The sequence below is a fragment of the Streptomyces ardesiacus genome (assembly GCF_003112575.1).
In the GTDB taxonomy this organism is placed as follows: domain Bacteria; phylum Actinomycetota; class Actinomycetes; order Streptomycetales; family Streptomycetaceae; genus Streptomyces; species Streptomyces ardesiacus.
The window spans coordinates 191,540-204,188 of sequence record NZ_BEWC01000008.1; the positions used below are offsets into that span (position 1 = coordinate 191,540).

Consider the following 12,649-nt stretch of genomic DNA (forward strand, 5'->3'; position numbering starts at 1 on the left):
CCCACCCCTGATCCCCCTGATCCCCCCGATGTCACCGCGCGCGCCACCCCGGTTCGGGCGGCGCCCGTCGTACGCAATCAGGGTCAATGATCGGAGACGAGTCGTCTCTTGTCACCGCCGCCGACCGTACGCGCGAGCCCTTCCTCGCCCTTCCCCGGCGCGGTTCCTCAGGTTCCTCGGCCTTCCCCGGCGCGCCGGACCTTGTACGGGCCGTCTGCGACGCGGTCGACGCCCTCGTCGCGTCGTGCTGGGCGGTGCCCGAGCCGGACCACCGGCGAACACGGCCCGCTCGCGCCGGCCCACGACCGCCGGCCCTGACCACGCCGTCGACGCGACGGCCGGCCCGACGACGGCGTCGGCGGGCACGGCAGCCGGTGCGGTGAAGGAATCCGTCGCCCAGGGGCCCCGAGCCGCGGCGCATCCTCGTTTCAGGTGTCCGCGGCGGTCGGCCGGCCCGCCCGTGCGCGGACGTATCGGCGCCGCCGGGGGACCGGACGGCGCATGGAGAACCGCAGGCCAGAAGAGAGAGGCACGCCGGTGAACTCTTCTGACGGCGGAGGTGGGGAAATCCTTCATGCCCTGCTCGCCCGCCCGGAAGGGCCGGAGCTGGGCCCTCTTTCGTCGGCGAGCGCTCACGATGTCTGATCGCGACCCTCTGACCAGCGGTAATGCAGGATTCCGCCATTGACTGGCGAAAAATCGCTGGTTAGCTTCATCGCATGCCCCAGGAAGCGCTCAAGGACGCCATCGACGACCTGGACCGCCGCGTCATCGCGGCGCTCCAGCTCAACGGTCGTGCGCCGTGGAGCGCGGTGGGGCGCTGGGTGGGCGCCAGCGAGACCACCGCACAGCGCCGCTACACGGCACTGCGGGAGCGAGGGCTGCTGCGGGTGTCCGGAACCCTGGAACTGGACCGGACACGGGAGGGATCCTCCATGATGGTCCGGGTCCAGACCCGCCCCGGCCGCGGGCTGGAGGCCGCGGCCCGGTTCAGCGAGAGCCCCGACGTCCGTTTCGTCGCCGTCGTCACCGGGTCGGCCGATCTCGTCGTCGACTTCGTCGCCCGCGACAACGCGGAGATGATGCGGATGCTGTTCACGGATCTTCCCGCGACCGACCTCATCACGAGCACCGAGGTGGTTCCCGTCATCCGGTCCTTCACCTCGGCGGCGATGTGGGACACCGGCCTGCTCCCGCCCGAAGCGGCCGCCGACCTGCGGCCCGCCCCGTCCCCGGGCGACCGCACCGACCGGGACCGTGCGCCACAAGCGCTCACCCCGCTCGAGCAGGAGATCGCCGGGGCGCTGCGGGAGGACGGCCGGACGCAGGTCAGCGTCCTCGCCCGGCGCCTGAACCGTGCCGAATCGAGCGTCGCCCGAGCCATGGACCGGCTCATCTCCCGCGGCATCCTGCGGTTCCGCACCCTCGTCGAACCCTCCCTCCTCGGCTTCGACGCCGAGTTCATGGTGTGGCTGTCCATCGAGCCCGGAAAGCTGGACGCCGCCGGCAGACAGCTCGCCGGGCATCCGGGGACGAAGTTCCTCAGCGCGGCGACCGGGCGCTTCAACCTCATCGGGCACATGGTGCTGCCCCGGCGCGCCGACCTCCACCCCTACACCAGCGACGTCATCGGATCGCTTCCCGGACTCATCGCCTCCGACGTGACGCTGCACCTCGCCACCTTGAAGTACTCCTGGCACCGGATGGACCGGCCCGTCTGAACACCGGTCCCGCCCTCACACCCGTCCCGCCGTCCCGCCCTCACACCCGTCCCGCCGACCCACCGGTCCCGCACACCCCCGGCCGTGCCACGGCCGTCACTCCCGTTCGTCCCCCGCCCCGGATCACCCTCCCCGTGGAGTCACCATGTCCTCAGACGACGGCAACCTGCCCGCAGAAAGCTGGCGCTGGCCCGAGCCCACGTGGCGCGGTCACGTCGACGCCGTACGCGCCGGACGGCGCCTGGTCCCCGACCGCTGGCCCGGCGGCGCCCGCGTCGCCGTCGCCGTGTCGTTCGACTCCGACCACGAAACGATCCCCCTGCGCGACGGCGAGACCAGCCCGGGCCGTCTCGCCCAGGGCGAGTACGGAGCCCGCGCCGGTGCTCCGAGGATCCTGAACCTGCTGGCGCACTACGGCGTCCCCGCCACCTTCTTCATGCCGGCCGTCTCCGCCCTCCTCCACCCCGAGGAAGCCCGCGCCTACACCGTGGACGGGCACGAACTGGCCGTCCACGGCTGGATCCACGAGCGGAACATGCTGCTCGGCCGTGAGGACGAGCGAGAACTGACCGCACGCGCCCTCGACACGCTCACGACGCTGACCGGTCAGCGCCCGGTCGGCATCCGGACCCCTTCCTGGGACTTCTCGGACTCGACCCTCGACATCATGCTCGAACTCGGCTTCACCTACGACTCCTCGCTCATGGCCGACGACGAACCCTACGAGGTCGTCGCCGAGGGCCGCCCCACCGGCCTCGTCGAGATCCCCGTCGACTGGATCCGCGACGACGCCCCGTACTTCACGATGGACCGCTACGGATCCGTCCGCCCCTACAGCCGGCCCCGCGACGTGGGAGAGATCTGGCGGGACGAGTTCGACGCCGCCCACCGCGACGGCGGGGTCTTCCAGCTGACGCTGCACCCCCACGTCATCGGCCATCGCTCACGCCTCGTGGTGCTGCGCGAACTCCTCGACCACATCACGGCCCACCAGGACGTCTGGTTCGCCACCCACGCCCAGGTGGCCGACGCCGCCCGCGGCGTACTGCACGGATCCGCCGCCGCCCGACCCGTCCCCACGGAGCCCACCCCATGAACACCAGATCCGCCATGCCCGCAGGAGCCCGGAAAGGGGAGGGCGACCCGTCCGCCCCCGGCAAACTGAGCAGCGGCCAGCGCAAGGCCATCGTCGCAGGCACCATCGGCAACACCGTCGAGTGGGTGGACTGGGCGCTGTACTCGATCTTCGCGAAGGTCATCGCCGACGAGTTCTTCCCCAAGGGCGACGGCGCGGTCGCCCTGCTGTCGACCCTCGCCGTGTTCGCGGTCGGGTTCGTCATGCGCCCGATCGGTGCCGCCGTGCTCGGTGCCTACGCCGATCGCCGCGGCCGCAAGAAGGGCATGACGCTCACCGTCGCCCTGATGGCGGGCGCCGGCTTCCTGATCGCCATCACCCCCTCGTACGAGCAGACAGGCGTCCTGTCGCCCCTGCTGCTCGTCGTCGCCCGCCTCGTGCAGGGCTTCTCCGCCGGCGGGGAGTTCGGCTCGTCCTCCGCCTTCCTCGTCGAGTCCGCCGCCCGGGGCCGTCGCGCCTTCGCCGGTTCCTGGCAGCAGGTGTCGGTGGCCGGCGGCGTCCTGATCGCCTCGCTCCTGGGCACGCTCACGACCTCGTGGCTCAGCGACGACGCCCTGCACGCCTGGGGCTGGCGCGTCGCATTCGTCGTGGGAGCCCTGCTGGGCCTGGTCGGCCTGTGGCTGCGCGTCTCGGTCGAGGACACGGAGTCCTTCACCCGGACCCAGGACAGCGGACGCACCCGCACCAACCCCGTCAAGGCGATGTTCGTCGAGCACCCCGCGGCGACACTGCGCGTCGTCGGCATCACGATCGCGGGCACCCTCACCTACTACATCTGGGTCAACTACCTGCCCACGTACGCGAACCTGACCACCGGCATCCCGCTGAGCACGGCGCTGCTCTCGCAGACCCTGTGCCTCATCGTCTTCGTGATCGCGCTGCCCTTCGCCGGAGTGCTCTCCGACCGGCTCGGACGCAAGCCGACGATGGCCGGCTTCGCCGGCGGGTTCGTGGTCCTGGCCTGGCCGCTGCTGCACCTGCTCGGCGACAGCTTCCTCAGCCTGTTCCTGGTCCAGCTCGTCGGCATGCTGCTCATCCTCGGCTACTCCGCCAACTGCGCCGTGATCATGGCCGAGCAGTTCCCCGCCGAGGTCCGGGCCACCGGCATCGCCCTGCCCTACGCCCTGGCCGTCGCCGTCTTCGGCGGCACGGCGCCGTACGTCACGACGTGGATGCACGAGAGCGGCCACAGCGACATGCTCTGGATCTACGTGTCCGTCGCCTCGCTGATCTCCCTCGCCGTCTACCTCACGATGCCCGAGACCAAGGACAAGGAATTCAAGTGACGCGCCACGTTCTCCTCACCGGCGCCACGGGCGGCATCGGCACCGCCGTCGCCGAGGCGTTCGCAGCCCAGGGGACGTTCCTCACGCTCAGCGACCACGACCCCGACGCGCTGCGGGCCACGGCCTCGCGCTTCGGCGCCGGCGCCGCGACCCTGGCCGCCGACCTGACCGACCCCCGGGCGGCGACCGTCCTCGTCGAAGAGGCATGGGCGGCCCACGGTCCGGTGGACGTCCTCGTCAACGCGGCGGGCGTCTACCCCTCCCTGGACATGGCCCGGGTCGAACCGGCGGCCTGGGACCGGCTGTTCGCCGTCAACCTGCGCGCCCCCGTCCTGACCACCGCGGCCCTCGCCCGCCTCGCCACGGCCGAGGGCCGGCCCGGCAGCGTCGTCAACATCTCCTCCGGTTCCGCCCTGCGTTCACGTCCGGGCGGCGGACCGTACGCCAGCTCCAAGGCGGCCCTCGAGATGGCCACCCGGGCCGCCGCCCTCGAACTGGGCGCCCACGCCATCCGCGTCAACGCGGTCAGCCCCGGCTTCGTCCTGGTCGACAGCGACTGCAACCCCGTCTCGGCCGCATACGCCGAGGCCATCGGCGTCAACCCGCTGGGCCGCCCCGGAACGCCCGCGGACATCGCCCGCGCCGTGTGCTGGATCGCGGGTCCGGAAGCCTCCTGGATCACCGGCGAGGTGCTCCGCGTCGACGGCGGATCGAGCACCGGAGCCCTCCACCTTCCCCGGATCTGGCAGACCGACGACACCCGCGCCCGCGCTGCTCACCCACCCCTCGCGGCCGCCACCACGACAGAGGAAGACGCCCGATGAGCGACACCAGCGACACCGCCCGGGAACGGACCGCCTACGCCGTCGTCGGCGCGGGAGCGATCGGCGGCACCCTCGCCTTCGCCCTCGCCCGCGCGGGCCACCCCGTCACCCTCGTCGACACCGACACCGCTCACGTCGACGCGATCCGCGCCCACGGACTCGTCCTCGCCGCCGCCGACGGCGGTCGCACGAGCGTCCCGGTCACCGCGACCACCCCCGACGCCTTCACCGGACCGCTCGAACGCGTCCTGCTCGCGGTGAAGGCGCAGGCCACCCGGAGCGCCGTCGAGTGGATCGCCCCCCGCCTGGCCCCGGACGGGTACGTCGTCTCCGTGCAGAACGGCTTCAACGAGGACCTGATAGCCGGGCTCGTCGGTGCCGACCGCACCGTCGCCGCCTTCGTCAACATCTTCGCCGACGTTGCCGAGCCCGGGGTGATCCAGGACGGCGGCCCGGGAGCCCTCGTCATCGGCGAACCCGGCGGTGCCCCCGTCAGCGACCGCGTCCGCGCTCTCGTCGCCGACCTGCAGAGCTGGGGTCCCGCCCGGGCCAGTGACAACGTCGAGGGGTATCTGTGGGCCAAGGCCGGATTCGGCGCCATGCTCGCCGCCACCGCCCTCGCCGACGCGCCCATGGCCGACCTGATCGACCGTCACCGTCCCGCCATGGCCCGGCTCACGGCGGAGGTCTTCGCCGTGGCCGACCGGCGCGGCGTCACGCTCGAGGCGTTCGACGCCTTCGACCCCCGCCCCTTCCGCCGGGGAGCGGACACCGCGGTGCGCGACGCCGCCTTCGACCGTCTCACCGCGTGGCTCCGCACCCAGCCGAAGGACCGCAGCGGCATCTGGCGCGACCTGGCCGTCCGCCACCGCCCCGTCGAGGTCACCACCCACTACGCCGACGTCATCGCCTACGCCGACGGGACGGGACTGCCCACGACCCTCCTGCGGGCCGTCCTGGAGGGGCTGCGCGCACTCGAGGGCGCACCGCATACGATGTCCGAAGCGCGACTCGACGCACTCGACCGGCTCACCCCGCCCCCCGCGGACCAGCTCCCTCCCGCCGACGAACAGGCCGGGGCCGTCCTGCGCTGGCTGGAGCACCACCGCGAGGACATGGTCGCCGACCTGGCCGCCTACACCGCCCGGGGCAGTGCCAGCGACGACCCGGACGCCCTGGGCGCCTGCCTCGCCTGGCTGCGCGAGTGGCTCGACCAGCGGCTGGGAACGCCGGAGACGGAAGAGATCCTCCCGCGCGCCGACGCCGGCGACATCATGATCCGCCGATACCCGGCACGCGGCGCCACGGCGGCCGACGGACGCCCGGTCATGCTGGTCGGCCACTACGACACCGTCTGGCCGACCGGCACCCTGGACGCGTGGCCCTTCTGCCGGGAGGGCGACGTCATCAGCGGGCCCGGCGTCTTCGACATGAAGGCCGGCCTCGTCCAGGCGGTCTGGGCCCTGCGCGCGCTCGACGCGCTCGGCCTGCCCCGGCCGGCCGCCTCCCTGGTGCTCAACGGCGACGAGGAGACCGGAAGCCTCGCGTCCCACGAAGCCCTCGTCGAGGAGGGCCGCGACTGCCGGCTCGCCATGGTCTTCGAAGGTGCCGCCGACGGCGCCATCAAGACCGCCCGCAAGGGGGTCGGCCTGTTCACCCTCACCGTCACCGGCACCGAGGCCCACGCGGGACTGGACCCCACCGCGGGGGCCAGCGCGGTGGACGAGCTCGCCCGCCAGATCCTGCGTCTGACGGAGCTGCGCGACCACGCGGCCGGAACCTCTCTCAACGTCGGAGTGATCGAGGGGGGCACACGCAGCAACGTCACGGCCGGCCGGGCCCACGCCCGCCTGGACGTCCGCGTGGCCACCGCCGGCGAGCAGCAGCGGATCGCACGGGCCCTCGCCGGCCTGCGCCCCGTCGACGCCCGCACCCGACTGGAGGTCACGGGGGACTGGAACCGTCCCGTCTTCGAACGCGGCGAAGGCGTCGCCGAACTCGCGGACCTGGCCAAGGCCTGCGCCCGCCGGCTCGGACACGACCTCGCGGAGGCGTCGGTCGGCGGTGCCAGCGACGGGAACTTCCTCGTGGCGGCCGGCGTACCGGTGCTGGACGGCATCGGGGCGGTCGGACACGGCGCCCACGCCCGTTCGGAGAGCACATCCGTGTCCGGGATGGTCACCCGCGCCGCGCTGGCCGCCGCCGTTCTCGCGACGCTCGCCGAGAAGTGAGGCCCACCTCGCGGCAGGCCGGCACCCCGCACCGGCCGTCCTGCCGCGAGGCACTTTGGCCTGGTCGCTGTCTGTTGTCGACAGGCGTTCATCCCCAGTGACCTACGGTCCCCGGCTGAGTACGGCTGAACGACCTTCGTCACCACGCCGGTTACGTCCGAGAGCAGACATTCGGGGTGTCCCGTTGGAGGCACGGGAACTGGAAGACCGCTACGGAGCGTCCCATACGGGCAACGGTCTGCTGACGGTGGGAGGACGGGCGATCATGGACAACGGGCCGAGCGGCGCACGTTACTTGGCCATCGTTCTGGGATTCCTCACCTTCGTCTTCAGCGCCTCGCTCCTGCTGACCGATGTCCCGAATCCCGGAAAATGGCTGGGTGCAGGCATCGGTATGGCCGGCGGCGCCACCGTCTTCGTCGGTGCCTGCATTCTGAACACCCGGTCCGCCCGCTACGGGAAGCCGTGGCTGGTCAAGGCAAGCGTGACCTTGACCAGCGATGAGGCCCGGCAAGGGGCCGTGAAGGCAGTGTCCTTCAAGGCCCGCGTGCGCTGCGCCGTGTGCGACGGCACGGGCCGAAGCGGACCGTCGTCCTGCCGGAAGTGCCGGGGGAGTGGGCTGGGCAAGTTCGGTCAGCACACGCGCCGGATCCACATCCCTGTCGGCGTCCAGGACAACAGCGAGTTGACGGTGCGGAGCATGGGGGCTCCTGGTGGCCGTCAGAATCCGAACGGAGATCTGTTGCTGGCCGTGCGGATTACCGGGGGCGGGGGAAAGGAGCCGAGGCGACAGCACGGGAAGTCGGCCGGTGAGGAAAGGCGTGACCCCAGGATTCGCCGGCCTCATGACCGTTCTGTCTCTGACGACGCGTTCCTGATCACCGTCGTGGGAAACCCCCGCCCGCACCGCCCTGGCCCGGAGCCCGCGGACCGTGTCCGGCCAGCCGGCCCGGCCACCGCGCGCAACCGCCAGGGGGACACCGAGGTGGCCTTGACGTCCGCCGGGATGGCCGTCCGGGACAAGTGGCCCCGTCCCGGCGGCGGCGCCCGCTGGAGGACGCGGGTGGACCTGCGGTGGGACGACATCGCCGGCCTGGGATTCGACTACGGCAGCCACGACTCAGTCGTATCGCTGTGGGCGGTGTCGCCACACGGCGAGCAGCGACAGCACATCGTGGATGCCCGCAGCTTCACACGCGACCAGTGGGACGAGTTGGGCCGCAGCACTTCGGCCCTGACCGGAGGCCGCCTGGCCATCGACCTCGCGAAACTCGACCACCCGGGCACAGCGCGGGACTCCTGAGCGTCTCTCGGGGCAGGGTGGTCCCGGGCAGTGCCGGAGGCTCATTCCCCGTCCGGGGCGGGAGCGCGGGGAACGCGCAGCGCGAAGCATGCTCCGAGCGTCCGGGGGGCGAGGGTGAGGGTGCCTCGGTGGCGGTGGGCCAGGTCGCGGGCGATGGCGAGGCCCAGGCCGGCGCCGCCGTGGTCGCGGGAGCGGGCGTCGTCGAGACGGACGAAGCGTTCGAAAACGCGCTCGGCGTCCTCGGTGGGCACGCCCGGTCCGTCGTCGTGCACCGTGAGGACGACCCAGGCACTCTCGTTCCGGATGGTGATCTGCACGCGGTGTGCGGCGTGGCGGACGGCGTTGTCGATGAGGTTGCGCAGCAGCCGTTCGTATGCGTCGGGGTCTCCGTGTGCGTATGCGGGAGCGCTGCTGTCGCAGGTGAGGGTCAGCGGTCGCTCGGTGAGGGGGTATTGCTCGGTCAACCGGGCAGCGAGGGCCGTCAGGTCGACGGTGTCGGGGGCGGTTGCGGGGGCGCGGGTGTCGAGGCGGGCGAGGAGCAGCAGGTCTTCGGCGAGGGCGTGGAGGCGGCGGGTCTGTCGTGCGGCGGTGGTCACCGCGGCGGGCCAGTCGGTGCGTTCCGGGTAGGCGAGCGCGACTTCCAGGCTGGCCAGCAGTGTGGTGAGGGGGCTGCGCAATTCGTGGGCGGCGTCCGCGACGAAGCGGCGTTGCTGGGCGGCGGCGTTGTCGAGGCGTTGGAGGGTGGTGTTGAGGGTGGTGGCCAGGGCGGTGATCTCGTGTCCGGTGGCGGCGGGGACGGTGACGCGTTCGCGGGGGTCGCTCGCGGTGACCGAGGCGGTGAGGGCGCGGATGGCTTCGACCGGCCGCAGCGCGGTACGGACGGCGAAGTAGGTGACGGCGGCGATCAGCACGAGGCCGACGAGTCCGGCCTGCAGCAGCAGGAGGTCGGTGGTCCTGGTGATGGCGTCGGCCGTGTTCGGGAGCACCAGCGCATAGACCCGCAGGTCGGCGTCGGCGGCGACACCCAAGGCGGCGGCTTTGGCGGTGGTCAGGTCATCGGCCCGGATGTCGCATGTCACGACCTGATGGGTCCCACCGGACACGGAGAGTTTGTCGCTGGGGTTGTAGTGGGGGTTCGCGGGGAGGCGGACGGTGGTGATGAGTTCGACCTGCTGGGCTCTCGACGGAGCGGGCATCACGTGGTGGGTGTCCGGATCGAAGTCGGCCATGCCTCCGCCGTAGGCGACGGCGCCCTGTCGGCCGGTCGCCACAACCTCGTACGGCACGGTGCTCGTGGTGTCGGGAACGACACCCTCGCGCAACTGGTCGCAGAGAGGCCAGAGCTGTGCCTTGGCTTGGTCTTCGGCGATCTGCGTGCTCCGCCGGTAGACGTCGTGGTGGACCCACCAGCCGGTGCCGGCCAGGATGACGGCGGCGGCCGAAGCGGCGGCCAGGGCGGCGCGGGCTCGTACCGAACGCGGCCACCAGCGGCGTCGCGGCTCAGTCGCGTTCACGGTCGTCCACCAGCCGGTATCCGGCACCCCGTACGGTCTGCAGGGAGTTCCGGTGGAACGCGGCGTCCACCTTCTTGCGGAGCGTGCTGACGCGCGCCTCCACAAGATTGGGGTCCTGGGCCACGTCGGGCCACGCGTGGTAGAGCAGATCCGTTTTGGAGACCGCCTGGCCCGCCCGGCGGGCCAGCAGTTCCAGCACGGCGAACTCCCTGGGTGTGAGTTCCACCCGGGTCCCGGCCCGGCGGCAGACCCGGCCGGCGACGTCCAACGAGAGGTCTCCCACGGCGAGGACGGGCGGGGCGGTCGTGCCGGCTCGTCTGGCCAGGGCCCGCAGCCGTGCGACGAGCACCAGGTAGGAGAAGGGTTTGGCCAGGTAGTCGTCGGCCCCCGTGTCCAGGGCCTCCGCCTGGTCCCACTCCCCGTCCTTGGCGGTGAGTACCAGGATGGGCGTCGCGTTTCCCTCCCGGCGCAACTGGGCGCAGACCTTGTAGCCGTTGAGTCCGGGCAGCATCAAGTCCAGTACGACGAGGGAGTATTCGCCGGTCCGGGCCATCCACAGTCCCTGCCGGCCGTCATGGGCGAGGTCGACGCTGTAGCCCTCGGCAGTCAGGCCGGTGTGCAAGGTGTGGGCGAGGTCCACCTCGTCTTCGACCACGAGAATGCGCATGCGCTGCAGCCTGGCACAGTGCCGGCCGGCCTTCCTGATCGGCCGGTCAGGTTGGGTCAGCATCCGGTCAGTGACGTCCCGGCACGCTGGCGAAGTGTCGTCGCCACTGCTGAAAGGTCCTGTCACCGATGTCCCTGGATGAACGCGCCCTCGCTGGGGCCAGGACGGCTTCCCCTCCCGCACCCGCCCGTCGGCGATCACCGGGCCCGGCCCAAGCCGTTGTCGTCATCGCGCCCGTGTTGCTGACCATCGCTCTGGGCCTCTGGGGCATCCGAAGGAAGAACACCATGTGGGGGGACGAGTCCGTCACCTACCAGCTCGCGCACCGCGATCTTTCGCAGATCTGGCACACGGCCCAGCACGTTGATCTGGTCCATGCCCTCTACTACACCGTGATGCACGGGGTGTTCGGTCTCTTCGGCGGAGGACTGCTGACGTTGCGGCTGCCGTCCGTGCTGGCGATGTCCGCGGCGGCGAGCGCGGTCGGGCTTCTGGGGCTGCGTCTGGCGGGGCCCCGGGCGGGGCTGTTGGCCGGGCTGGTGTTCCCGGTCCTTCCCCAGGTACAGAAGTACGCGCAGGAAGGCCGCTCGTACGCCATGGTCTGTGCCCTGGTCGCCTGGGCCACCTACGCGCTCGTGGTCAGTGTCCCGCATCGCGCCCGGTGGCGGTGGGCGGTCTACGGCTCCACCATGCTGCTGGCCTGCCTGCTCCACGAGTTCGCGGTCCTCGCCCTGGTCGCACACGGCGTCACCCTGGTCGTCTCCCGTGTTCCACGACTGGTGCTGAGGACGTGGAGCGTGACCGCCGCGGGCGTTGTGGCCGGGCTGCTGCCCCTGGCGATGTGCAGTGCGGGGCAGGCGGAGCAGGTGTCCTGGATCGGCGGACCGGTGCGGCTTCCCGGGTTCCTGACTGTGGCGGTCGTGGGCGTGCTGTGTGCCCTGGCGCCCGTGAGGGCGAGGGGGCCCATGCGGCTCCGCGCGCTGGCTGTACCGATCGTTGTGCTGCCGGCCCTCCTGCTGCTGACCGCCTCGCTGGTCAAGCCCCTCTTCGTCGACCGGTATGTGCTCTACAGCAATATCGGAATCGCCTTGCTGCTGGGCGCCTGCATGGACTACCTCCACCGGCTGCGGCAGTCCCCCCGCTCCGCGGGGAGCACGGCGCTTGCCGTACTGACCGCGGTCGCCGTACTGGCCGCGCTCGTTCCGACGAGCCTTTCACTGAGGACGCCCCAGAGCCGGTCCAATGACGCCACCGCCGTCGGCGCCGCCGTACGCAAGGAGGGCCGCCCCGGCGACGGGCTGCTCTATCTGCCCGACCGGCACCGGATGTGGATCGGGGCCGTCCCCGAGGACACCCGTCTCCTGACGGATCTGGCCCTGGCACAGGACCCCGTCTCGTCGAACACACTTGAAGGTGTGGAGCTTCCCGCCCGGGACATAGCGGCACGCATGCTGGAATTCGACCGGATCGTCGCGGTCCGCGACCCGGCAGGTGCGCCCTCGCCGGCCAACCCGCAGGAGCAAGCGAAAACGAGCACCCTGCGGTGCCACTTCCGCGAACACGGAACAACCCATGTCAACGGGGCGCGCATCACCGTCTATGTCCGAAACCACGGCGACCCCGGTCGAGCGGACTGGCCGGGCCGGCGGCCGGGGCTTCCCGGCCCTCCTTGGCGCAGCGGCGGGCGTTGGCGGTGCGGGTGAAGGCGGCGAGCCGCTCCGGATTGTCCGGCCTGCGCGGCCACGTTCGCCGGGCGGGTCGCCCGGCCCCCGGGTACTCATCGGGCATCGCGTCCCGCTGGGTCGCAGGAGGCGGAGCATTCCCTCGCGCATCCACAACGAGGAGCCGAGCCCCGACCTGCACCCGACGCTGACTCCTGCCCTTCGCTCGCACTGAGCGGCGCGTGGTCAGCTACTGGTCCTGCCACTACCGCTGGGAGGAGCGACGGTGGAGTGCCCCCTTGTCTGC

9 protein-coding genes are annotated in these 12,649 nt (G+C 71.7%); 7 read left to right on the top strand and 2 right to left on the bottom strand.

What is annotated here, in order from left to right; translation table 11 throughout:
* Positions 1-719: 719 nt before the first annotated feature.
* The 6 genes from Sdi02f_RS25970 to Sdi02f_RS25995 all read left to right on the top strand — a co-directional run bounded on the left by Sdi02f_RS25970 (position 720) and on the right by Sdi02f_RS25995 (position 8,500).
* Positions 720-1,721, top strand: coding sequence for an Lrp/AsnC family transcriptional regulator (locus Sdi02f_RS25970; RefSeq protein ID WP_030401780.1), 1,002 nt, complete (start codon positions 720-722; stop codon positions 1,719-1,721).
* 145 nt (positions 1,722-1,866) lie between these two features.
* The gene (locus Sdi02f_RS25975; protein ID WP_108934119.1) at positions 1,867-2,817 is read left to right on the top strand and encodes a polysaccharide deacetylase family protein; all 951 of its coding nucleotides are present in this window, start codon (positions 1,867-1,869) and stop codon (positions 2,815-2,817) included.
* Entirely contained in the window at positions 2,814-4,142 is a 1,329-nt protein-coding gene (locus Sdi02f_RS25980; RefSeq protein WP_053663233.1) for an MFS transporter, read from the top strand. The genes Sdi02f_RS25975 and Sdi02f_RS25980 overlap by 4 nt, the downstream gene beginning before the upstream one ends.
* Positions 4,133-4,966, top strand: a complete 834-nt coding sequence (locus Sdi02f_RS25985) for an SDR family NAD(P)-dependent oxidoreductase (protein WP_108934267.1) — start codon at positions 4,133-4,135, stop codon at positions 4,964-4,966. Before Sdi02f_RS25980 ends, Sdi02f_RS25985 begins: the two co-directional genes overlap by 10 nt.
* Complete coding sequence (locus Sdi02f_RS25990; protein WP_108934120.1) at positions 4,963-7,197, top strand: 2-dehydropantoate 2-reductase; 2,235 nt, start codon at positions 4,963-4,965, stop codon at positions 7,195-7,197. The genes Sdi02f_RS25985 and Sdi02f_RS25990 overlap by 4 nt, the downstream gene beginning before the upstream one ends.
* A 265-nt stretch (positions 7,198-7,462) precedes the next feature.
* Complete coding sequence (locus Sdi02f_RS25995) at positions 7,463-8,500, top strand: DnaJ C-terminal domain-containing protein (protein WP_108934121.1); 1,038 nt, start codon at positions 7,463-7,465, stop codon at positions 8,498-8,500.
* Positions 8,501-8,541: 41 nt separating this feature from the next.
* Here Sdi02f_RS25995 and Sdi02f_RS26000 read toward each other — a convergent pair whose 3' ends face one another.
* Both Sdi02f_RS26000 and Sdi02f_RS26005 read right to left on the bottom strand, forming a co-directional pair.
* Positions 8,542-10,014 (bottom strand): sensor histidine kinase, encoded by a 1,473-nt coding sequence (locus Sdi02f_RS26000; RefSeq protein WP_055468190.1) that lies wholly within the window; start codon positions 10,012-10,014, stop codon positions 8,542-8,544.
* Positions 10,001-10,681: a response regulator transcription factor gene (locus Sdi02f_RS26005; protein ID WP_053638170.1), complete on the bottom strand. Its 681-nt coding sequence runs from the start codon at positions 10,679-10,681 to the stop codon at positions 10,001-10,003. Before Sdi02f_RS26005 ends, Sdi02f_RS26000 begins: the two co-directional genes overlap by 14 nt.
* Before the next feature lie 128 nt (positions 10,682-10,809).
* Between Sdi02f_RS26005 and Sdi02f_RS26010 the strand changes: the two genes are divergently transcribed.
* Entirely contained in the window at positions 10,810-12,384 is a 1,575-nt protein-coding gene (locus tag Sdi02f_RS26010; protein WP_108934122.1) for a glycosyltransferase family 39 protein, read from the top strand.
* Positions 12,385-12,649 lie beyond the last annotated feature (265 nt).

Excerpts from the sequence above, each read along its gene's own strand:
- Sdi02f_RS25970 (WP_030401780.1), top strand. The coding sequence starts at position 720 with ATGCCCCAGGAAGCGCTCAAGGACGCCATCGACGACCTGGACCGCCGC.
- Sdi02f_RS25975 (WP_108934119.1), top strand. The coding sequence starts at position 1,867 with ATGTCCTCAGACGACGGCAACCTGCCCGCAGAAAGCTGGCGCTGGCCC.
- Sdi02f_RS25980 (WP_053663233.1), top strand. The coding sequence starts at position 2,814 with ATGAACACCAGATCCGCCATGCCCGCAGGAGCCCGGAAAGGGGAGGGC.
- Sdi02f_RS25990 (WP_108934120.1), top strand. The coding sequence starts at position 4,963 with ATGAGCGACACCAGCGACACCGCCCGGGAACGGACCGCCTACGCCGTC.
- Sdi02f_RS25995 (WP_108934121.1), top strand. The coding sequence starts at position 7,463 with ATGGACAACGGGCCGAGCGGCGCACGTTACTTGGCCATCGTTCTGGGA.
- Sdi02f_RS26005 (WP_053638170.1), bottom strand. The coding sequence starts at position 10,681 with ATGCGCATTCTCGTGGTCGAAGACGAGGTGGACCTCGCCCACACCTTG.
- Sdi02f_RS26010 (WP_108934122.1), top strand. The coding sequence starts at position 10,810 with ATGTCCCTGGATGAACGCGCCCTCGCTGGGGCCAGGACGGCTTCCCCT.